Origin of the sequence: Cyclobacterium sp. 1_MG-2023, from assembly GCF_030546805.1 — a bacterium.
Classification (GTDB): domain Bacteria; phylum Bacteroidota; class Bacteroidia; order Cytophagales; family Cyclobacteriaceae; genus Cyclobacterium.
Genome location: NZ_JAUOPC010000010.1, coordinates 112,247 through 135,057 on the forward strand (window position 1 = coordinate 112,247; position 22,811 = coordinate 135,057).

The following is a 22,811-nucleotide window of genomic DNA, read 5'->3' on the forward strand; positions in this document are numbered from 1 at the left end:
TATTGATTTAATATTTATAAAATCTAATTATTACTTACAGACCTAATTCCAATCCAAATGAAATCAACTGGGTCTGAGGATAGGTAGATGTATTATATTGTCCATGATTCTTGACATCATTGGAAAATTCAGGATCGAGTCCGGTGAATTTGGTGAAGGTAAATAGGTTTTGACCGGATAAATATATTCTCAGGTTATCCATGCCTACACTATTAAGAATTGATTTTGGAAAAGTATAACCGATGGAAATGTTTTTGATCTTCATGTAAGATCCATCCTCTACCAAATAAGTTGAATAATACCTATAATTCTTACTAGGGTCTTCTATATAAGCACCTGAACCTGAAGGATCGAAAAGCCCTAATCTTGGTTGATCCGTTAATTCATTTCCTAAAAAATAGGAAGCATTAAAAATATCATAAGTTGATTGGAAGTCCTGCTGAAAGTTTTGTTCAAAGGCTTTTACATCATTCATTACATCTCTTCCGGCAATTCCTATAATTGTAGCATTCAAGTCAAAATTTTTCCACTCCATATATAAGTTAAATCCGTATTGGAATTTAGGCCAAGGATTTCCTATTACTGTCCTATCTTCTGCGGTAATCCTTCCATCACCATCAAGATCACGAAACCTAAGGTCTCCGGGTCCTGTATATTGATGGTTATAGAATGCAGTTTGACCTGCAATTTCAGAGGCAGTCTGATTCAGTCCATCAATTTCTTCTTGGCTTTGAATGATCCCATCGGCAATAAAACCGTACAATTGTCCTACAGGTTGACCATTTTCTGTAATAAAAGGCCTTGAATTTGAACTAAGCGGCCAAGCCCCCCCGCTATAGATATAGGCTGTCGGCAAGCCCAGATCAAGTACCTTATTCTCATTATGGGATAGATTTGCACCTAATGAAAAATTAAAATCACCTAAGGTATTTCGATATTGAGAACTTATTTCCCATCCTTGATTCAAAATACTTCCTATATTTACCGGCATCAAACTAGGATTTCTATTGACTCCTCCAATACCCGAAGATAAAGGGATGGATAAATTATAGATCATGTCTTTGGTATTCCTCCAATAGTAATCAGCATTGAATGTAACCTTACCATTCAGGATAGCAATGTCAATACCTATATCTGTGGAATGAATCTCTTCCCATTTGATATTTTCATTAACTACTCTTATGGAATTAAATCCCCCGACACTGCCAATTTCATCGAAACTATGCATGGTAACCTGCTGGTAGGAGGGTTGATACAAGAAGTTTCCAAGAGCACTATCATTACCGAGTATTCCCCAGCTGATTCTTGGCTTCAGTAGGTCAAAGAAACTGGTATTGAAGAATCGCTCTTCATTTATTTTCCACCCTGCAGAAACAGACGGAAATACACCCCATCTGTTTTGAGGACCAAATTTAGGAGATCCATCTCTCCTGACATTTGCAGTTAAAATATATTTACTATCATACATATAATTTAGCCTTCCAAATTGAGATAAAAAACTACCATAAGATAGTCCTCCACTTGCTGTCTTGTTATTATTAGTGGATAAGGCGAAAGACTCTGCAACCCTTACAGGAAAACCTGTCGCCTGAGAAGCAAGGCTGGCTCCATGAGAGTTTCTAACTTCATAACCACCCATGATTTTAAAATCGTGTTTTTCACCAAATACACGTTCATAGGTTAATGTTGAATTTAAAATATATGACTCAGAATAATTTAAAGATTTAGTGTAGTTTTCATTTGTTTGGGCTCTTCTCAGCAGGTTTGCTTCACTAAAATTGTCATTATATCCAGAACCAAAGGAGCCCGAACCTGTTGTTCTAAAATTTAAACCGGGAATTATTTCCCAATTCAAATAGAAAATACTATTGACGGAAAGATTCCTGCTTTTGTAATGCCGATACCCCAGTTCTGCAATAGGGTTTCCCCCTGAGAATTCAACTACAGGAGGTACAGCGGCAAAAGTCCCATCATCATTATAGACATCCATGTATGGTAAAGTCCTCCAAGGTAAAGCCATGGTATAGGGATCCTGTTGCACTTTAGCTAAATATAGTTGATGACCTAAAGTTACATTTTTGGCCACTGCATAATCTGCATTTAGTCGAATTGAATACCTTTCCCAATAGTTGCCTTTTTGTATTCCTTCTTCTTTTTCATAGCCACTAGACAGGTAGTATTTTATTTTTTCACTTCCACCACTCAAGGAAAGTAGATAAGACTGTTCAATCCCTGTTTCAAATAATTCGTCAAACCAATTGGTGTTTGGGAGATCAGCATCATCCCATAAATCGTAATCATCTCCAATTCCATTACGTGCCCTTATGTAATCATCAGTTTCTAACATTTTATACGAATTAGAAATTTTTCTTACTCCGGTATTTGATGTGAATTGAATTTTATTTTTCTGACCAAAAGATCCTCTTTTGGTGGTCACCAAAACTACTCCACCGGCAGCTCGAGCACCATATATTGCAGCTGCACTGGCATCCTTTATAATTTCAATTGATTCTACATCACGAGGATTGAAAGTTGGTGAGTTACCTGAAATCACACCGTCAACAACAAATAGAGGGCTTAAACCATTGATAGACCCTACACCTCTAATGATTATTTCCGATCCTGAACCCGGTCTTCCGCTACTCTTATTAACCATAACACCGGCCACCCTACCTTGGATGGATTCAGCAATTGACCTAACAGGTAGCCCCTTGATTTCTTCAGATTTAATTGAAGCAATTGACCCTGTCAAATCACTTTTTTTGACTGAGCCATAACCAACGACAACGACTTCACCTAATGAAGCCATATCTTCATTTAAAACAATATCCACGATACGCTGATTTCCAACCTCAACGGTCTGGGTCTGGAAACCTATAAATGAAAATACCAGTGTAGACGCTTCAGGAAGAGATAATGAATATTTCCCGTCAATGTCGGTGGCTGTACCTATAGAGGAGCCCGGAACAGATACTGTGACGCCCGGAATGGGCTGGCCATTTTCGTCAGTGACTGTTCCGCTTATGGTAATGGGGTCAGGACTTGAAATTAATACTTTCCCTTTGCCTTCCTTCTTTAGTACATCTATGCCATGGTTGATTTGCCGGAAAGACAATTCAGTCTGAATGGATACTTCTTTTAAGAGGTCCATCACTGAACCTTCTTTTTTGGCAAAGCTAATGTCCAGATTCCTTTCCATATCCCTGTTTTCAAAGGAAAACTTAAAAGGTGTCTGCCTTTGCACTTCCCTAAAAAAACGATCAAGCGTTAATTGATCTGCAGATAAAGAGACCCTAACCTCTTCTATGGTTTTATATTGCCCATTGGCATTCATGGCAATGACCAGATTGAGCATAAGGGTCTGCAATACAAAACCATAAAGAAAACATTTTGACAACATAATGATTGTCTTTAGTAATTTATTTTTCATAATTTTACCTTGGTTTATTAAATATTCGATTTTGGTAAGCCCAGCCTGCCAGGGTGCATTCCCCAATGATTCCCATGGACAGGTTGTTTTTGATGCCGTGTAGGAGCAAGCTCCTATACGGTTTTTTTATGAAGTATCTATGTGATTCATATGATTAGAATTTAATGGTTGCTTCTTTGCCCTTAATTTGATAATCAAAGCCCTTGATATAGCTCATACTTTCCAGCACCTCTTCAAGTGTCTGCTGAGGATAGGTTCCCGAAAACTCCCAAGTAACCCCATTGGCATTTTGTAATTTTATTTTAACCCCAAACCATTCTTCCAGGGCCACCTTTACTTGAGGTAAGCTGGATTTATGGAATTTCAATATCCCTTCTTTCCATGCCAATACTTTGTCTGCATCGAATACTTCAACACTGTGGGTTCCATCAGAACTATTGTAATCCAACATCTCACCCGGGGATAAGGAAGTTTGGTTTTTGGAAGAACTTACTTCAACTTTTCCACTTACGAGAGATACCTTAATTTTTCCTGGGATTTTGGTGTTGATATTGAAACTGGTGCCTAGCACAATCGTTGTCAATCCATTCGTACTAACTTTAAAAGGTCTTAAACTATCCCGCTTGACTTCAAAATAGGCTTCGCCTTTCAGATGGATGATCCGTTCATCTTTTGTGAATTTTTTTGGAAATTCTACTTGGCTTGAGGAATTTACCCATACCTTGGTTCCGTCGCCTAATGTCAATTGCAATTTCTCTCCCGGACCGGTAAACTTCAAGACTGTGGCAACCGTCTCCATTTCTTCCTCTACTATAAAATTCATTTTGGAGAGTAAGCCAAATGACCCGGCAATGGCCAAGGCCAAAAGGAGAATTGCAGCTACCCTGTTTATTTGCCCTAGCCTATTCCACAAAGACCGGTTTCCTATTTTTTTTTCCTCTTTTTCTTTGACCTCTGTTCGCTTAGCCTTTTTTTTCCTTTGTCTAAGCACTTCTTGAAGTACCTCCTGCTGTAACCCTGACGGGGAATGTGGAGGTTGAAATGTGGTTCTCAGTAAAATCTCCTTTGCCAATTGCATGGTATGCAATTGCTCGGGATTAGCCTTGCGCCATTGGTCCCAATAGGAATTCAACTCTTTATCAGGCTTTTTAACCCACCGGACGAACTCCGGGTGAGTTAAAAAGTCTTCGATATTGTTCAGTGTGTTCACAGATAAATAAATATAGGTGCTTAGTCTTTCTTCTAGATGATTATGGACAAACAGAAGTTGGCTATATACATTTCCTTAGGTATTGCATGGCCTTATACATCAAATTTCTTGTGGCTTGTTGACTTTCCAAGCCCATCATTTCCTGTATCTGTCTGTAAGTAAATCCTTCATAAAAACTGTAATAGATAATTTCTCTTTGTCTGGGGCTCAATCCGGCTACTGCAATATTTAGCTTTGTAATTTTCTCCTCGCTCAATTGGCGGTCTATTAGTTGGGCCTCATAAGAAAGGGTGAATTGGAATCCCATCGGCAAGGCCTCAAGCGGTTCTCTTTTACCCCTCCATTTGGTCAATTCCCTGATAAGTTTTCTTTTGAGGCATTTAAAGAGGTAGAACTTTATGGCATCTGTTCTGCCAAGGTTTCTCCTCCTTTCCCTGAGCTCTACGAATAAATCCTGCAAGGTATCTTTTACCAAATTTGTATCTGAAACAATACTGAATCCATAGGCAAACAAAGTCTCAAAATAAGATTCATAAATAAAGATAAATGCGGATTCATTGCCCTGCCTGAACGCATCCCATGCAGCAGTTTCTGAAGAAAAAATTGAACTGGTAAACGAAGAATTACGCTCTTCCTTGGCTAAGTAGACCGGTGAGATTCTCTTTTCAGGCATTTTGGGTTTTACTTTTCAGTTAATCGTCATTAAAAGCTATCAAAATCAGACTTAAATGTAAAGTCGGATCATTTAATGACAATATCCTATTTGGTTGTTGAAATACAAAGCAGAATAATCTGTAAATGTAACCTTCCTTTTTTATATTTTTTTAGTAATTTGGTATAAATTATTGATAAACAGTAATTTAAAATTTTATTCGTTCTTGATATAGGGGTGTTTTTTTGGCAATAAAGTTGGATGAAAATATTTTCTTTTTTTTTCTTAGAAGGAGGATAACTTTTGTATGCTTCTGTCTCCTTTAATTGAAACACTCTACTATGTGTAAGCGAGATTATAAAATTGCCGATTTTGTTTTGGACCCTGAATTTCAAAAGTGGGTGCTTTTTCCTGATGCTCCAACGAAAAAATATTGGGAAAAATACCTGAATGAAAATCCTAAAAAAGAGGAGGACATTGCTTTAGCAATGAAACTAGTAGCAAATATGTCAAGAAAGTCCTCAAGGGTTTCTTCTGATAAAATCGAAGAAACTTGGAGTAATATTGAACAGGCTATTGGAAATACGGTGGTTAAAGAAAAAAATAATAACCCTGTTCCATTAAATGCGGTAAGCACAATTCTACAGTCTAGAGACAAAAGAGCTAATGGCCAAAGAGTAATTCCTCAATTTTACCGCTTGGTAGGGATTTTAGCAATAGTATTTTCCTTTGCCATTATTATCAGTATTAATTTACCCAAAGAAAAGGCCCAAGAAGTAGTAGAGAAAGTGGAAATGCTCGAACATTATGCGCCACCTGGCGTAAAAGCCAATCTAAGCCTTCAGGATGGTTCAAAAGTCATTCTTAACTCCGGAAGCACATTAAAATATGTCAAGAATTTCGAAAGCAATCGACGTGTTTTGGAATTATCAGGAGAAGCCTATTTTGAAGTTGCCAAGGACCAATCAAGGCCTTTTAGTGTGAAAACAGGGGCAATTACTACTACTGCTCTTGGAACATCCTTTCTTATCTCTTCCTATAAAAATGAACCTGTAGACATTGCTTTGCTAACGGGTAAGGTGGCCGTAGATATTGATCTAAATGAAGGACATCGGGTTAAGCTGGAAAAAGGAGAGGGGTTGGAAATAGACCTAAAAAAAGAAAATGTAAAAAGCATGTCTTTTGACCGTGAAAAAATATTGGCATGGACTAGAAAAGCTATCGTTTTTGAAAATGTGTCCATGTTTGAAGTCAAGCGAGTACTTGAAAATTGGTACGGTGTAGAAATTTATTTTATTAACCGCCCAGCTTCAGATTTAGAATTGTCAGGTAAATTTAAGGACCAAAGCCTCGAGAATGTGCTGGAAGGTTTGAGCCATTCCGCAAGATTTGAATACAGCTTAAAAAAAGACAAAGTGACTTTAAAGTTTAATTAAAAGAGTATGCCTATGTAATGACTAAATGCATTAATAGTAAAAGGCCATAAATGCGCTAACATTTATGACCTCCAATAAAACCGGAAAACAGGAGTGCAATCCTATTTCCGACGAATGTTTATTTAACCGAATAGCCTAAACAAACAATGTAAAGATATGAAAAAATGCCTACTTAAGCATGTTATCTACATGACCAAATTATTTACAATAGCCTTCACTCTCCAGTGTTTGAGCATGAGTTTCCTTATGGCCTTTAACGGCAATGCACAGGTAAAAAGCATAGAGGAAGTATCCGTATCCCTTTCCTTAAAGGAGGTAAAGGTGAGAGAAGCCTTTAAAAGGTTAGAAAAGCTTACAGATTACAATTTCGTTTTCGCTTCCAGGGAAATTGAGGATATACCCTTGGTGAGTGTAGAAAGTAAAGGAGAAAGCCTTTACCTATTATTGTCAGACATTGCAGTTCAAACAGACCTGAGTTTCAAGCAGGTGAACAACAATATCCATGTGAAGAAAATGGATAAAAAAAATACTGGCGTGAATGTAAATTATGAGCAAGTTGAAGTAAACGGAATCGTAAGGGATGAAAATGGGGATCCATTGCCAGGAGCAACAGTTACTATTGCAAATACAACCAAAGGGACAGTAACGGATTTAGATGGAAATTTCTCAATCGAAGTTGAAGAAGGTGCTACCTTAGTAATATCATTTATTGGTTACAAGACAAAAAATTTGATTGTTGGTAATCAATCTCAATTAAACATTTCAATGGAGCTTGACGATACTGCCCTAGAAGAGGTAGTCGTGGTCGGTTATGGTACAGTTAAGAAGAGTGATTTAACAGGTTCAGTTTCCAGTGTAAAAGCTGATGAAATCAATGCTTTTCCAACCTCAAATGTGATGCAAGCAATGTCGGGTCGAGCAGCAGGCGTTCAGATCATTCAAAACAGTGGTGCACCCGGAGCAGGTTTAAGCGTAAGAATTCGTGGAACAAATTCCATTCAGGGAGGTAATGAGCCACTTTATGTTGTAGATGGTTTTCCTTTTTCAGGAAACCCTACAAATTTGAATAACTTCGATATAGAAAGTATTGAAGTGTTAAAAGATGCCTCAGCTACGGCAATTTATGGTTCAAGAGGAGCCAATGGTGTTGTTTTGATTACCACCAAGCAAGGAAAAGAAGGTACTTCCAAAGTGGATTTTGAAACGAGTTACAGCATGCAATCCATTCGCAATACTTTAGATTTAATGAATGGTAGTGAATATGCTCAAATCCAGAATATTCAGGCAGCCAATGACAATATACCTTTGTACTTTACAGAACAGGAAGTAGCTAATTTTGGAGAAGGCTTTGATTGGCAGAATTTAATTTTCACGAAAGCACCAATTGTATCCACCTCTTTAAATGTAAGTGGAGGAAGTGCCAAAACAAAATATTCCATTTCAGGCAGTTTTTTTGGGCAGGATGGCATAATTAAAGGAAGTGATTATGACAGGTACTCCCTTAGAGCTAATGTCAACCATACCATAAGTGATAAAATCTCGCTGCTTTTCAATAGTAACCTTACTCACCTAAAAACTGAAAGAAGAGACAGTGGAGGTGGTTCGCGTGGAAATTCAATGATTGGTGCAGCACTGTCTGCAGCTCCAATCTCCCAGCCCTTTAATGAGGATGGTAGTTACAATGTTTTGGGAAATGAATACCCTTTTATCGCTCCTGATATTGTCAACCCGTTAAATTTCCTTAATGAACAAATGAGTATTGTGAAGGCTAACGTGGTATTGACCAATATGGCCTTTGTTTACAAGCCCATTCCAGACTTGACATTGAAAATTTCAGGAGGTATAGAAAATAGAGATGACAGAACTGATGGCTATACGACTAGAAATTTCTTTAATTCCGATGGTAGAGCAAATGTGACTACAAGCCAATTTAGGAGCCTTTTAAGTGAGAATACACTTAGTTACGATAAAACTATCTCCAGTAGACACCAACTGAATGCACTTATTGGATTTACTTACCAGGATTTCACCAATACATATCTCAGTGCAAGCGGGGTAGGGTTCTTAAGTGATGCTTTTGAGACCTATAGCCTACAAGCTGCGCAAACTCCGGGTATCCCAAGCAGTGGATATTCAAATTCCGTTTTATTATCCTACTTGAGTAGGGTTAATTACACGTTTGACGATCGGTTCTTATTCACATTTAGTTTTAGAACTGACGGTTCTTCCAAGTATAGTCCAGGCAATAAATGGGGTTTCTTCCCTTCAGGTGCTTTTGCCTATAGGGTATTTAAAGAATCATTTGTTGAAAATAGTAACTGGCTTTCAGATTTAAAGGTTAGGACCAGTTGGGGACTTACAGGAAGTCAGGCTATTTCTTCCTATGCAACTCTAAACCAATTGAGTCCAGGAAACACTGTTTTTCAAAACAATCTTTACAATACATTTGCACCAAGTACAGTACTGCCTGGCGATTTGAAGTGGGAAACTACAGAGCAAATTGATATTGGTGTTGATTTTGGTTTTTTGGAAGACAGAATTTTATTTAATGCCGATTATTACATCAAAAACACACGTGACTTGCTTAATACTGTAAGACTTCCAAGTTCTCTAGGGTTTACCACTACTATTCAAAATGTTGGAAAGGTTCAAAATAAAGGAGTTGAATTGAGCCTAGATGGTAAAGTTTTGACTGGGGACTTTAAATGGGATGTTTTCGGAAATATTTCTTTTAATAAAAACAAAGTTATAAGCCTACATAATGGAGAAGATATCCTAGGCGCCTATGTAGGTGTGTTGGTTGTAGGAGACAATGTAACAATTTTAAGGGAAGGAAGGCCTATAGGTCAATTTTATGGCTATCAGGAAGATGGATATGATGAAAATGGCAACATCAATTTTGTTGACCAAGATGACAATGGTATTATTAATGACAACGATAAAACTTATATTGGAGACCCCAATCCTGATTTTATTTATGGATTTAATTCCACTATGAATTATAAGAACTTTGAATTCAGTTTCTTTATTCAGGGATCACATGGCAATGATATTTTTAATGTAAGTTCAATTACCAGTACAATGGATTTTGGGCAGGGAATGAACATGCCAAGAGAAGTGTTGTATGATCATTGGACACCCGAAAATCCCAATGCTAAATATCCTCTAATAAGTAGAAATACAGCCGTTAGGGTATCCGATAGGTTTATAGAGGATGGTTCTTATTTAAGGTTTAAGAATATTCAATTGGCTTACAATGTGCCTGCTTCCATATTGTTTAAAAAGGCACTCAATAGTGCTCAAGTTTATGTGAGTGCTCAAAATTTCATCACTTTGACTGGTTATTCCTGGTGGGACCCTGAAGTAAATTCTAGAGGTGCAGGTACCCAACTGGGAATTGATCATTACAGTTATCCTATTCCAAAATCCCTCACAATGGGTATAAGGTTGGGTTTTTAAAAGGATAATGAAAAAAAATATTCAATTTAAAGTGAAAAAAGATGAAAAGGATAACAACCATTCAATTATATATTCTTCCAGTATTCCTTTTGCTATTTGCAAGTTGTGAGGACTTATTACTGGAACAACCTAAAACTGTTGCTGTAGAAAACTTTTACAATACGGCTGAGGAAGTAGAGACTGCAGTGAATGCAATTTACTCTCCTTTGCGTTCCACCAGAGCAGAACAAATTGCAATATTAGATGCGCATACAGACTGGGGATATGGTAGAGGAAGTCGGGCACAATACAATGATTTTGCCGGCCTTAATGCAACCAATATTAATACAGCAGGCTCAAGGTGGAATTCATTCTATCAGGCCATTAGAAATGCGAATTTGGTTATTTTTAATGCGCCAAATGGCAATAATATTAGTGAGGAAGATGTCAATTATTATATTGCTGAAGCAAAGTTTCTTAGAGCATTAAGTTATTTTGATCTGGTAAGAAACTGGGCTGGTGTCCCTTTGAGAACAGAGGACAACATGTTGGAAATTGATCTGCCAAGAAGTTCTGTTTCTGATGTATATGATTTGATCTTGTCAGATCTTGAATATGCTGAAATGCATCTCAAAGCAACTGCCGATCTTATTGGAAGGCCCACTATCTATGCAGCTAAAACTTTACTTGCGGATGTTCATTTGTCCTTAGGGAACTATGATCAAGCGATGGCGAAAAGTAAGGAGGTTATTGACTCAAATAATTATTCATTGGTGCCAGTAGAAGAAGTCAATGACTTTCGTACGGATATTTTTGGCGCTGATCTTGTAACAAGTACTGAAGAAGTATTTTATTTTAAATATTCCAGAGAGATTGGACAGGGAAACTTCATGTTATTTATTTTGAACCATCCAAGCACAGGTTATTTTAATTTTGGAGGGGCTTATGCGCATTATAGCGATGCTTCTAACCCTTTCTATATCAATTGGGAAGATGGAGATTTAAGAAAAGAATTATGGGATCAAATAGATTTTGGTTTGGGCCCAAATACATTGGTAAGCAACAAATATATGGAGCTTGATGCAATTGGAAGGAGTGATGGTGGAAATGATTTACCCATTTACAGATATGCAGAAGTTCTTTTAATTTTTGCTGAGGCTTCGGCGAGAAATGCCAATGCGGTAACTTCTGAAGCTCTAGAAGCCTTGAATAAAATTAAAAGAAGGGCTTATGGTATAGCCATTGATTCACCTTCAGAAGTTGATTTTACTTTTTCTTCAGGTGAAATCACAGAGTTCCTTGATGCCTTATTACAAGAAAGAGCTTACGAGTTTATTTTCGAAGGAAAGCGATGGTTGGATTTAAAGAGGGTAGGAAGAGCACAAGAAATGGTAATGAAAAATAAAGGCATAACCATAGCGGATGCCCATTATTTGTGGCCAATTCCACTATCGGAGTTAAATTTTAATGGAGCTCTTGATCCGGATACAGATCAAAATCCAGGTTATTAATTAAAACAAGGCATATGAAAAGAAGAGACATGATTGCTGCAATGGGAACGCTTTCCTTGGGTGTGGCAGCCTCACCATTTTCTAAAGGAGATGTTTTAAAAGAACCTTACAAAGTTGTTCAGAAGAATATTTCCACAGACATCGTCGTGGTAGGTGGAGGAACTGCCGGAGCAGTAGCCGCTATTCAGGCAGGAAGAGCTGGGCAAAATGTTACCTTAATAGAATGTGTCAGTCAATTAGGAGGTACCACTACTACTGCAGGTGTAGCTTTTCCGGGAATATTCTTTGCTTGGGGAAAGCAGATAATTAGTGGTATTGGTTGGGAAATGGTGCAAGAGGCTGTCGAACTTAATGGAGATTCACTACCCAATTTTTCAATTCCTCATGGAAGGCAACATTGGCACCATCAGGTAAAGCTAAACGGGCCATTATATTCTGTATTGTTGGAACAGAAATGTATGGAAGCAGGCGTTAATTTACGCTATTACGAAACACCTACCAAAATAGAATTCAATAATGGATGCTGGGAAATGGAGACGGTTGGTAAAGGGATTACTACAAAGATAAAGTGCAAGCAAATTATCGATTGCTCAGGAAATGCAATTGCAGCAAATATTGCGGGATTTGATTTGTTGAAAGAAGGTGAAACACAACCCGGAACACTTATATTTAGGTTAGGTGGCTATGATATAGAGACCTTGGATTTGGATATGATCAAAAAGGAATATGAGGCAGCCATAAACAGTGGAGAATTGATCAGGGAGGAATTTCGGGGGAATATTGTTGGCCTTTTACGTACAAAAGGAGATAATATTCAACACATTAGAGGAGCAGACTCCACTACTTCTGAATCACATACAACTGCCAACGTCAAAGCTAGGACTTCACTATTAAAACACTTGAAGTTCCTAAAAAGATTACCTGGCTGTGAAAATATTGTGATAGAAGACATGCGCACAGAAATTGGTATAAGGGAGACCTATAGGATCGATGGTTTGTATCAAATCACACACGAGGATTATACTTCAGGTAAAGTTTATAAGGATGCACTCTCTTATTCCTACTACCCCATAGATTTGCATATAATTGAACATGGGGTAACACCTAAACAATTGAGTGATGGGATAGTAGCAACCGTTCCATTGAGAGCATTGATTCCTAAAAAGAGCAAAAACTTTATGGTAGCCGGTAGGTGCTTGTCCAGTGACAGATTGGCCAATTCAGCATTGAGGGTCCAGGCATCCAGTATGGCCATGGGGCAGGTGGCCGCAGCTACAGCGGTGATTGCTTGCCAGCGAAATGTATCACCTGCCGATGTACCTTTGGACGAAGTGAGAAACCTCCTAAAAAGTCATGGGGCAATTGTTCCTACAGCAAAATCCTAAAAAGTTAATGAACAAAGCTATAAAAGAATATTTACGATTAATTATAGTTGCGATCTTTATCAGTATGGTTCCCGTTTCTAATACGGGAACCATACAATATATCAATGACAAGACCTTAGCTATTGAAGCTGTAACAATTAAAAAAAAGGTGATTGATTTTGAAGAAGAAATTTCTTTGGATACGCTTTACGGGCATTTGTCGGCAAAAGGTGACCCAGTTTTCTTTTCTAGAAATGTAGTGACAAGTGTATGTTTTGATGATAAATGCAGACTTTTAGATGTTATTCTTTATTGGAATCCTACAGGTAGGTATCTTGGCTTTGAATTGCCGGAAAAAGAATACCTCAGTAAGCATGACCATGAGCCTTTTACAGAAGAAGAATACCTTAGACTGAATGCTTTGTTAGCAGATCCTTTTCTTCCCCTTGATAGTTATTCCTATAATGAAATTGTGATGGAGGGTTCCAAAGACGAAAATTCTGAATCCCAATACAATGATAAGGAGATCGATGGGGTGTCTAGTGCTACTTCTAAATTTATTCTAGATTACGTGGTAGAAGGGGCGGCCTACACTACTTATAAGTTATGGCACCTGATTTACGGCCCTACTAGTGGGGTGATTAAGGAATGGACTATAGGGTATTTTGATTCCGATTATATTGGTCTTTTGCTAGAAAGTGAAAACCTTTCAGATGTATTGTGGACTTTAGAGCAATTGGCAGGAAAGCTTGATCAATATCCAACATTAAGTCCATTGATTTTTGAGTTTATAAAAAGCAGTGAGTTTAGCCTCTCAGAAAAAGCCATACAAACAATTAGTCCCCAAAATTTATCTTCCGAAGTCTTTCAGTCAAATTTAATAGACCTGTTTCCACAAATGGACATCGGTAGGAAGAAATGGATACTGGACTTGTTTAAAAAAGCTCCAATTGTATACCCGGAAACAGCAGCGTTTTTCAATGATGTAATCCTTGATCAGGAGGTTCCTCTCGTGGTTATTCTTTTAGAAATATATCAAATGCAGGAAATGTACGATGGTAGCAGCCTTGAAAAAGTACGCTTATTGAGTAATTCAGATAACCATTATTTGGCCCAAAAAGCAAAACAGTTTTTAGAAAGCAATACGAGATAATTACTGCCCCTCTTCCAGCCCTGATCAAATTTAAAGCCTATAACACATTAATTTTATTCCCCAGAAAGACGCACTTTTATTTCTCCTTTATTTCCCGCTAAAATCCATGCAGGAATCCTTAGTTCTATCCTTTTTAGGTTTTCAATTTGCCGATCCAATTCGAGTGGAGCCGGATCCAGAGAGATGACAGACAAGGAAATCTCCGGATGTGACAAATTTTCTAACCTTAGGGTTTTGCCCTCTTGAGTCAATACAGCTCCACCATCTACAAGCTTAATATTTGCCTGCGTCATAAGTTGCCAGGTGATCAATTTTGTAGCATCGTTGGTTTCAATTTGGTCTTCGATGATAATAGACCTTTGGCTGTCTTTTGTAAATTTTCTCCTTGCACTTTTCAGCTGGCCTTCAAATGTCGGTGTAAGGTCAAAAGTGGCTTCAGGCTTTTCTCCACCTTTAAAGTATACTATCGTAGCCAAACCATCGACCACATGCCGCTTATTATCCACTGAGATGGTACTATGTCCAAAATTATTCTTGGTAAGTAATTTCCATCGATCACATTCCTGACATCTGCTCCATAGATCGAAACCGGCTCTTGACAATAAGCCATAGCTCTGATTGCCCGGGTCGATTACCCATCGTACGCCATTTAATTCAAAAATAAAAGAACCAGCATCCATATTCCCATGACTTATCGATCCTCTACCTCCTTTTCCTCCAAAATAATAACCTTCTTTATTCTCTCCCTGACCGGTAAATATTACCAATGGGTTGGCTCCTTCACCTTTCCAAGCATTTGGAATAAATCCTGATCCCTTTTCTTCGAATTGTGCTGTCCAAACCAATCCTGCTCCTGCCAGCCGTGATAGCTTTCCTATCTCCTCAGGCGTTTGCATAAATCTTTCATGGTTCAAATAATTCTTATCTCCTGTTTTGGCGGCAAACCAACTCAAGGTAAAATCTATATACAGCTCCGGAATGTCGGGGCTATCGGCATAATTGTATAAAAGTTTGGAAGGAGCCAAGGTTAAAACTGCGAAATTAGCACTCTCTTTAAAACCCGGATATTCACCTATTCCAAAATCTGTTCCAAAGGCACTCTCCAGCATTGCCGCAGTTACTACTGAAAACATTGTCCCATATCCCCAATAGGTCGCTCCCTCAGGATAAGCTCCATCCGGAGCATATTCTGCAAGTGCATGATTCATGCCTTCGATTGATCTTTTCATGGTTTTTGCTGCCAATGCCGGGTTTTCCTCAGCAATGGCAATGGAGGCTGCAATCATACCGGCATTGCAAACTTGATTCCAGTTGTTTGTCCCATTAACCCATCGAGGAGTCTCCCCATTTTTGGGCCAACTGGGCATTATTCCTTTTTCTATTAATGATTTTTTCGCCAAAGAGATGGTTGATGTGGGTAATTTGCCGGCAGTCCAATCTAGCACCAAGGCGATGGCCAAAGACATTTCACCGACATCGAGAAAATGCTTAGGGTTCCAAGTAGGGAAGTTGCATGCAGCTACCACTTCATCATTTATCCTTTGCAAAATTTCCGGATCCTTTTCTACAAAATAGACCATCCCCAGCATATTGACGCGATATAAGAAATTTCTGGAAATACCGAGCTGATTTTTTTGTGATCGGGGGTTATCAGGAACTTCAACTGTAATTAAATCCATTGCCAATACTGATTCAGTATTGTGCTTGATTGCCTGGAAAATATGCTGAATAAAAGGATCAGTTTGAAGCTTTTCTCTTAGCCTTTTTTCAATATCTTGATTTAAAACTAATCTAGGTTGAGATTTTCGAAGATTCCTTTTCAGGTACTGTACTGATATCGGGTTATCGAGTTGATACAATTGACTATCTTGATTTTCTGATAACTGAGCATAAGCCCACTCGCTTAAAAAAGTTAAAGTGAGCAGGCTACTTAGAAACAACAATCGATTTATATTTTTCAAGGCAGATAAACTTTTATAGGGATGTATAATTCAAAAATAACCTTCATAGAAAGGAATCACATAAACTTTTTTATTATTGATCGGATAGCCTCATCTTAATATTGGTTTTAAATACTATTTAATATCCAGCTAAACCATATCGTGGATTTGATGATTTTCTTTGGATGTTTTTGGGAAACGCACATCGAAGGGTGTAGAATAAACCTGACATTTTTCACCTTTTAGAAAATTGCCAATTCTGAGAAAAAACTCTCCCGACACCTTTTGGTGAATCCTTTTCGGTGCGGTCGCAGCTTTTTTAAAAATCCTACCTTTGATAAGTTCGACCACCTCCTCCATCTGCCATTCTAGGTAATCGGCATAGGAATAGTTTCCGTATTCCAAATCCGGTTCATTGACATTATCCGGTTTTTTGATTTCCATAGCTTAAATATACTGATTTTAGGTCTATTTAAGAGATAGTGTATGTCAATTTATGGGTTGAAGTTTACCAAATCCTTGCCTCGAAAACAAATTCGAGGAAATAGGATTCCGGAACTAATAGAATGGGTATAAGTGAGACAGAAAATGTTTGCGCTTATTTCCTGTTTACGAAGCACTGACCTTGCGATTGAATAGCATCAAATAATTTAAGAAGTTTGAATTTTGGTGATTCAGTGCCGCGTCTATTGGGTTTTATCTTCCTCAAATAACTATAATACATTTTTTCTCCATAAGAACTAAATTAAAATTCTAATTTAGAGCAAAATTTTAACGATATACTATTACCTTTTATTTTGAAAAAGATTGATCATGATTAGCAGAAGAAAAGTAATAAGTATTTTATCAAGCCTACCATTTGGCGGTCTGTTTTTAGGAGCTCTTGCAGGTACAAATAGTGCTAAGTCAATGCCTACCACCAATCTGTTCCCAAGTAAAAAGGTTCTTGGCAAAAGTATCTATGACTCGATAGGAGTACGTCCACTGATTAATGCACGGGGTACTGTTACGGTCGTTGGTGCAACCAGGGTCCTGCCGGAAGTACAGGTAGCGATGGACGAGGCGGTAAAGGACTTTGTTCAAATTGATGAATTGATGAATGGAGTAGGACTTCGCTTAGCAGAAATTACAGGGGCGGAATGGGGCGTGGTGACTTCCGGTGCATCCGCTGCAATAACTGTTGCGACAGCTGGATGTGTGACTGGAGGCGACCCTGATAAGATTTGGCAAATCCCTAATCTGGATGGAATGAAGGATGAAGTGATTATTCCATCTTATTCTCGATCAGCTTACGACGCTGCGGCAAAGGCAGTGGGAGTGAGAATGGTAGAAGTGAAAACCCCTGAGGAGCTGAAAGCTGCCTTGGGTCCCCGAACAGCTATGATTATGGTCTTGGCAAGTGGTGCATCTGAGGAGGGACCCCTCTCACTGAAAATAATCGCAGCTCTTGCCAAGCCACTTAATGTGCCAATCCTTGTGGATGCAGCGGCTGAGGGACTTGAAGTCCCAAATCCACATATAGCCCAAGGGGCAGATATGGTAGCCTATAGTGGAGGTAAATATTTGCGAGGTCCACAATGTGCCGGCCTATTGATAGGACGCAAAGATTTGGTCCAAGCTGCTTGGATCACTAGTGCGCCACACCACGGCTTTGGTCGTGGGTTTAAGGTGGGACGTGAGGAGATAATGGGGATGCTGACAGCAGTAGAAATGTGGGAAAAGCGGGATCATGCTACAGAGTGGAGAATGTGGATTTCTTGGGCCGATTATATTTCTAATCGTCTCGAGCAGGTTCCTGGGGTGAAGACAGCGCTTATTCTCCCAAAAGGAAGGTCTAATCGATCGCCTTCTCTTCAAGTGAAATGGGATATTTCTTTAATTCCACTCACAGGCCAAGATGTTGAAGAGCTTTTGTGGGACAACAATCCCCGAATTGCTGTCAGCGGTGCCGGGAGTTACCTTCCTTTCCCTCCAAATATGGAGCCTAACATACGGATCAATCCTTCCCAACTAGCAGCAGGCGAGGAGAAGGTAATCGCCAATTGCGTTTATGAGTTGCTTTCCAATCCACCTCAGATGCAAAAGCCTAGTGGTCCTGCTGCCTTGGACTTAAGTGGCCTTTGGGACCTAGAGATTCAATTCGTAGCAAGTATAGTAAACCAAACGCTCATGTTTGAACAAAAAGGAAATGAAATTTTTGGTACCCACCATGCTAGTTTCGGACCTCGTGAGCTAACCGGTACGCTTCATGGCAATGATATTTTATTTCGAAGTTCTTATACTAACCAAGGAGTACGCCTAAATTTCGAATTTACAGGAGTAGTGAGTGACGATTCAATGGACGGTAAATTAAGTTTGGGTGAATACGGCAGAGCAGAATGGAAAGCAAAACGGCGTAAATATTAAAATCCAGCTGTTTTCTGGCATATGGTTAATAGAATAGGATCCAGTGAATGAAAAAAATTGATAGATGGTTGTTGCTGCTTCTGAATTATAAGAGCCAAAATAGCACCTAATATCGCTAATGAGAAGTAAATGGATTGTATGTTTCCCCAGGCTTTGAAGGTATCAATCCCCATAATTATCATGGCGTGTATTCTCTTTGAGAGTACAGAAATAGATTTTATGGTCTAAATCGGTAACTTTCAGTTTTCCCTTCGGTGTTACAATAAAAATATTAAATTAAGAGTCTCATTTGACTTAAATAATGGCAATGTCGACTTTTATTAAAAATGAGATTTGAAAAACTGACTCTCTCATGCTATTTTGTGTCGCCAATTCTTTTGTTTAGCTAGCTTAAATCCACCAAATAACCAAATTCAATTCAATGAGACATTTAATTTTTATCCTGCTTAGTTGTTTAATTGTGATTTCTTGTACGGAGCGATCTTCCATTGAGGAGAAGAGTGACCCCAATCTTGTTCATTTTCCGGAAGTATCAGATCCAATCCAATTGGTAGACAATGGAAAGGAACACCTTTATGCAAGTTATTATGGAATCAACTCCTTTAGTGCCAATCAGCGGTATGCAACAGTTTTGGAAACAGATATTGTAGATAGGCTTCCGACAGAGAAAGACGAAGCAACGCTTGGTATGGTTGACCTTGAAACCATGGAATTTAAGCCGCTTACTACGACCAAGGCATGGAATTTTCAGCAGGGTTGCATGGCACATTGGCTGGCTTCCTCTCCTGATTCTTTAATCATTTACAATGACCTAAGGGAAGGAAAGTTTGTCTCTGTAATCATGAATGTCCATACTCAAGAAGAAATTAAAACCATTCCTCATCCCGTAAGTGCAGTGTCACCTGATGGAAAGAAAGCAGTAAGTATTAATTTTTCGCGCTTGCGAATTACCAGAAGCGATTATGGCTACGGTGGAGAAGGTCAGGATAAAAAAGAGAATGTTCAATTCCCTGAAGACGATGGGATATTTTTGATAGACTTGGAAACAGGTGAATCTGAACTTATTGTTAGCATTGCTGATGTTAAAGACCTTGTTCCGGAAATCCCTGAGGATGGTATCGAGTATTTTAACCATACTTTATTCAGTCGTGGCGGGTCTAAATTATTTTGGTTGGCTAGGGCAATTCCTAATAGAAATACTACTTCGTTGATAGTAAATACAGATGGTACCGGTCTTCAAAGGTGCTTTCCGGACGACTGGGCCGGCTCCCATTTTGATTGGTTGAATGATGAAGAATTAATGGTCACTAGTTCTTTTGAAGGCAAACAGTATTCACACGTATTGTACACCACAGGTAAAAAGGATTATAAAAGGTTGGGCAATGGTCTTTTGGATTTTGATGGGCATGGAACTTTTTCACCTGATGAAAAATGGATGGTTACAGATACCTATGCAAGAGAAAATGCATTCAGGGAGCAAAAAATCTATTTAATGGATATGAAAACCAATGCTGTTCGAACTTTAGGTCAATTTGTGACCCCTGAATCTTTCAAAAGCTACTGGCGTTGTGATATTCACTGCCGGTGGAGCCCAAAAGGAGATATGATAGGTTTTAATTCAGTACACACCGGATCCAGACAAGCCTATTTATTGAAACTAGAATTTTGAATCAATTATCAATTCTTTAATGGTTAATTATCAATTAACCCATTAACAATTAATAATTAACAATTAACCATTACCTCATTAACCATTTATAATTAACCCATTAACAATTAAAAATAAACCATGTCCCAAAAATACCTTTTATTGTTTTTAATAAGCTTCTGTCTAAGTAGCACCATCGTAAAAAGCCAGCAGGAATTACCCAATGTACTAATGATTGCGGTGGATGACTTAAACAATTTTGTGGGGGGGATGGGACATCCCGACGCCCTAACGCCCAATATGGACAAGCTTATTAAGAAAGGTTTACTATTCACCAATGCCCAATGCCAATCCCCGATGTGCAGCCCATCCCGAACAGCGATAATGACAGGTCTGCGACCTTCCACAACAGGTATTTATGGATTTATTGATGACAACGATATCAAAGAGACAAACAAGGCTACACAGGATGCTAAAATGATGCATCAGTACTTCAAGGAGCATGGGTATTATACGATGGGGATAGGCAAGATTTACCACAATCATGCCCCAAAGGATATATTTGATGAAAGCGGTGGTCGTGCTAAAGGTTTTGGTCCTTATGCTGCGCAAAATTTTCATTGGGACAAGAAAAGAACATCTACTGACTGGGGCCCTTTTCCGGCCGAAGACAAGCAAATGCCGGATTATCATACTGCAGAATGGGCTGCTGAACGGCTCAATAGGACATATGATCAACCCTTTTTCCTTTCCGTAGGCTTTTTGCGGCCTCATGTACCTTGGTATGTTCCTCAAAAATGGTTTGACCTGTATGATACGGCCAAACTAACCCTTCCTCCATACTTGAAGACTGACCGTGAGGATTTACCTCCAATTGCTCTTGAGATTGACGATCTACCAATGATGCCCACCACAGAATGGGCATTGGCCAATGGCCAATGGAAAAACATTCTTCAAGGCTATTTGGCCAGTGTATCCTTTGTCGATCATTATATAGGGAAAGTGCTGAATGCCTTGGAACAAAGCCCACATGCAAAAAATACCATCGTAGTCCTGTGGTCTGACCATGGCTATAGGCTGGGAGAAAAAAACACTTTTGCTAAAGTTGCCCTTTGGAACAGTGCAACTGCTGCCCCATTAATTTATGCCGGGCCGGATATTCCAAAAGGTGAAAAAGTGGAAACGCCTGTGGAATTGTTTTCCATCTATCCAACATTGGCGGAATTAGCCAAGCTCCCCAAGCCCAAAAATATTGAGGCAGAAAGCATTTATCCCTTGGTAAAGGACCCAAAACTAAATTGGGATAAACCTGCAATCGTTACTTGGGCAAGAAATAACCATGCAATAGTCACCAAGGAGTACAGGTACATTCACTATGAAGATGGTGCTGAAGAGTTGTATGCGGTAGAAAAAGATCCCAATGAATGGTACAATCTTGCAGATAGACAAGGCTATGAAGGTATTAAAAAGCGTTTGGCTCAATATTTACCAAAAACCAATGTCAAGTGGGCAAAAGCATCGAAATACGACAATAATGAATATTTTATCAATCAGAAAATTGAGCAAAGTGAGTAAAATAAAACCTAATAAACTGTGTCACTTATGGTTTGAATTGGGCCTAATGCTTCATTCAAAACAAGGTGTTGCTCAAATTCAATTGTGCTAACTATTTGAAAAGAATCTTTAAATGATGCAAATTCGGCATTATTGGCAATTGAATAGTTGATTAGATTATTAATGTTCACCAATCTTTTAAGAATTGTTTAAATTTGTGCTGTTTTAATCCTGGCTTTGGATGATTAACAAGAAAAAAACATTACATATTGGGCGTTTGATTGATTGTGGCTGCTGGAATTAGCCGATAACTATCATTGTTAAAAATTTAACCCTGTTACTAAGACCATATGGAAAAAGACATAAAAATTGCTGTACTAATTGATGCAGATAACGTACCTTCTACGCAGGTAACGGAAATGATGGAGGAAATTGCTAAATATGGCAATCCGACCATTAAAAGGATTTATGGGGATTGGACAAAACCTCAACTAGGAAAGTGGAAGAATGTGCTATTGGAAAATGCCATTAACCCTATTCAGCAATATGGATATACCACAGGTAAAAATGCGACCGATTCAGCCATGATCATAGATGCAATGGATATTTTGTATTCAGATAAGGTAAATGGATTTTGTTTGGTATCCAGTGACAGTGATTTCACCAAATTAGCAACCAGATTACGGGAATCAAGAATGTTGGTGATTGGCATGGGAGAGAAGAAAACCCCGAATCCATTTATTGTCGCCTGTGATAAGTTTATTTACTTGGAGATTTTACAAGCCAGTGTAAGCAAGGAAAATGGAAAAAACAAAGAGGTTGGTTCCGTCCAGCTAGATAAAATCAACCCAAAACTTATCCGATTAATTTCCAGTACAATTTCTGATTTGGCAGAGGATGATGGTTGGGCTTTTATGGGGGATATAGGGAATTTGCTACAAAAGAAGCAACCTAACTTTGATTCCAGAAATTATGGTTTTCAGAAACTTACCCCCTTGGTAAGTGCAATTCCCAATTTTGAAGTTGAACGGAGAGAGAAATTAATATATGTAAGGAACAAAGAGTAGGC

The 22,811-nt window shown here is 38.6% G+C and carries 14 protein-coding genes; 9 read left to right on the top strand and 5 right to left on the bottom strand.

Annotated features, from left to right (window positions below; translation table 11 throughout):
* Positions 1-34: 34 nt before the first annotated feature.
* From Q4534_RS16405 to Q4534_RS16415, 3 genes are all read right to left on the bottom strand, one after another.
* Entirely contained in the window at positions 35-3,430 is a 3,396-nt protein-coding gene (locus Q4534_RS16405) for a TonB-dependent receptor (protein WP_303614231.1), read from the bottom strand.
* A 154-nt stretch (positions 3,431-3,584) separates the two neighbouring features.
* Complete coding sequence (locus Q4534_RS16410) at positions 3,585-4,640, bottom strand: FecR family protein (RefSeq protein ID WP_303614232.1); 1,056 nt, start codon at positions 4,638-4,640, stop codon at positions 3,585-3,587.
* 61 nt (positions 4,641-4,701) lie between these two features.
* Positions 4,702-5,313, bottom strand: coding sequence for an RNA polymerase sigma factor (locus Q4534_RS16415; protein ID WP_303614233.1), 612 nt, complete (start codon positions 5,311-5,313; stop codon positions 4,702-4,704).
* Between the two features lie 320 nt (positions 5,314-5,633).
* Here Q4534_RS16415 and Q4534_RS16420 point away from each other — a divergent pair, with 320 nt between their 5' ends.
* The 5 genes from Q4534_RS16420 to Q4534_RS16440 all read left to right on the top strand — a co-directional run bounded on the left by Q4534_RS16420 (position 5,634) and on the right by Q4534_RS16440 (position 14,194).
* Complete coding sequence (locus tag Q4534_RS16420; protein ID WP_303614234.1) at positions 5,634-6,728, top strand: FecR family protein; 1,095 nt, start codon at positions 5,634-5,636, stop codon at positions 6,726-6,728.
* A 156-nt stretch (positions 6,729-6,884) separates the two neighbouring features.
* Positions 6,885-10,187, top strand: coding sequence for a TonB-dependent receptor (locus Q4534_RS16425; RefSeq protein WP_303614235.1), 3,303 nt, complete (start codon positions 6,885-6,887; stop codon positions 10,185-10,187).
* Positions 10,188-10,228: 41 nt separating this feature from the next.
* Positions 10,229-11,677 carry a RagB/SusD family nutrient uptake outer membrane protein gene (locus tag Q4534_RS16430; RefSeq protein ID WP_303614236.1) on the top strand — a complete coding sequence of 483 codons (1,449 nt, stop codon included), beginning with the start codon at positions 10,229-10,231 and terminating at the stop codon, positions 11,675-11,677.
* A gap of 14 nt (positions 11,678-11,691) precedes the next feature.
* Positions 11,692-13,062, top strand: a complete 1,371-nt coding sequence (locus tag Q4534_RS16435) for an FAD-dependent oxidoreductase (RefSeq protein ID WP_303614237.1) — start codon at positions 11,692-11,694, stop codon at positions 13,060-13,062.
* Between the two features lie 7 nt (positions 13,063-13,069).
* A complete protein-coding gene (locus Q4534_RS16440) occupies positions 13,070-14,194 on the top strand; it encodes a hypothetical protein (protein ID WP_303614238.1) in 1,125 nt (374 codons plus the stop codon).
* 53 nt (positions 14,195-14,247) lie between these two features.
* On the opposite strand, the gene Q4534_RS16445 is transcribed toward Q4534_RS16440, so the two are convergent.
* Entirely contained in the window at positions 14,248-16,155 is a 1,908-nt protein-coding gene (locus tag Q4534_RS16445) for a heparinase II/III family protein (protein ID WP_303614239.1), read from the bottom strand.
* Between the two features lie 129 nt (positions 16,156-16,284).
* Complete coding sequence (locus tag Q4534_RS16450) at positions 16,285-16,578, bottom strand: Uma2 family endonuclease (protein ID WP_368509160.1); 294 nt, start codon at positions 16,576-16,578, stop codon at positions 16,285-16,287.
* A 369-nt stretch (positions 16,579-16,947) separates the two neighbouring features.
* On the opposite strand from Q4534_RS16450, the gene Q4534_RS16455 reads away from it, so the two are divergent.
* From Q4534_RS16455 to Q4534_RS16470, 4 genes are all read left to right on the top strand, one after another.
* Positions 16,948-18,540 carry an aminotransferase class V-fold PLP-dependent enzyme gene (locus Q4534_RS16455; protein WP_303614240.1) on the top strand — a complete coding sequence of 531 codons (1,593 nt, stop codon included), beginning with the start codon at positions 16,948-16,950 and terminating at the stop codon, positions 18,538-18,540.
* Between the two features lie 421 nt (positions 18,541-18,961).
* The gene (locus Q4534_RS16460) at positions 18,962-20,209 is read left to right on the top strand and encodes a hypothetical protein (protein ID WP_303614241.1); all 1,248 of its coding nucleotides are present in this window, start codon (positions 18,962-18,964) and stop codon (positions 20,207-20,209) included.
* Positions 20,210-20,329: 120 nt separating this feature from the next.
* Positions 20,330-21,763: a sulfatase gene (locus Q4534_RS16465; RefSeq protein ID WP_303614242.1), complete on the top strand. Its 1,434-nt coding sequence runs from the start codon at positions 20,330-20,332 to the stop codon at positions 21,761-21,763.
* A 329-nt stretch (positions 21,764-22,092) separates the two neighbouring features.
* Complete coding sequence (locus tag Q4534_RS16470; RefSeq protein WP_303614243.1) at positions 22,093-22,809, top strand: NYN domain-containing protein; 717 nt, start codon at positions 22,093-22,095, stop codon at positions 22,807-22,809.
* Positions 22,810-22,811: the final 2 nt, after the last annotated feature.

Excerpts from the sequence above, each read along its gene's own strand:
- Q4534_RS16415 (WP_303614233.1), bottom strand. The coding sequence starts at position 5,313 with ATGCCTGAAAAGAGAATCTCACCGGTCTACTTAGCCAAGGAAGAGCGT.
- Q4534_RS16420 (WP_303614234.1), top strand. The coding sequence starts at position 5,634 with ATGTGTAAGCGAGATTATAAAATTGCCGATTTTGTTTTGGACCCTGAA.
- Q4534_RS16460 (WP_303614241.1), top strand. The coding sequence starts at position 18,962 with ATGAGACATTTAATTTTTATCCTGCTTAGTTGTTTAATTGTGATTTCT.
- Q4534_RS16425 (WP_303614235.1), top strand. The coding sequence starts at position 6,885 with ATGAAAAAATGCCTACTTAAGCATGTTATCTACATGACCAAATTATTT.
- Q4534_RS16465 (WP_303614242.1), top strand. The coding sequence starts at position 20,330 with ATGTCCCAAAAATACCTTTTATTGTTTTTAATAAGCTTCTGTCTAAGT.
- Q4534_RS16435 (WP_303614237.1), top strand. The coding sequence starts at position 11,692 with ATGAAAAGAAGAGACATGATTGCTGCAATGGGAACGCTTTCCTTGGGT.
- Q4534_RS16455 (WP_303614240.1), top strand. The coding sequence starts at position 16,948 with ATGATTAGCAGAAGAAAAGTAATAAGTATTTTATCAAGCCTACCATTT.
- Q4534_RS16450 (WP_368509160.1), bottom strand. The coding sequence starts at position 16,578 with ATGGAAATCAAAAAACCGGATAATGTCAATGAACCGGATTTGGAATAC.
- Q4534_RS16405 (WP_303614231.1), bottom strand. The coding sequence starts at position 3,430 with ATGAAAAATAAATTACTAAAGACAATCATTATGTTGTCAAAATGTTTT.
- Q4534_RS16440 (WP_303614238.1), top strand. The coding sequence starts at position 13,070 with ATGAACAAAGCTATAAAAGAATATTTACGATTAATTATAGTTGCGATC.
- Q4534_RS16430 (WP_303614236.1), top strand. The coding sequence starts at position 10,229 with ATGAAAAGGATAACAACCATTCAATTATATATTCTTCCAGTATTCCTT.
- Q4534_RS16470 (WP_303614243.1), top strand. The coding sequence starts at position 22,093 with ATGGAAAAAGACATAAAAATTGCTGTACTAATTGATGCAGATAACGTA.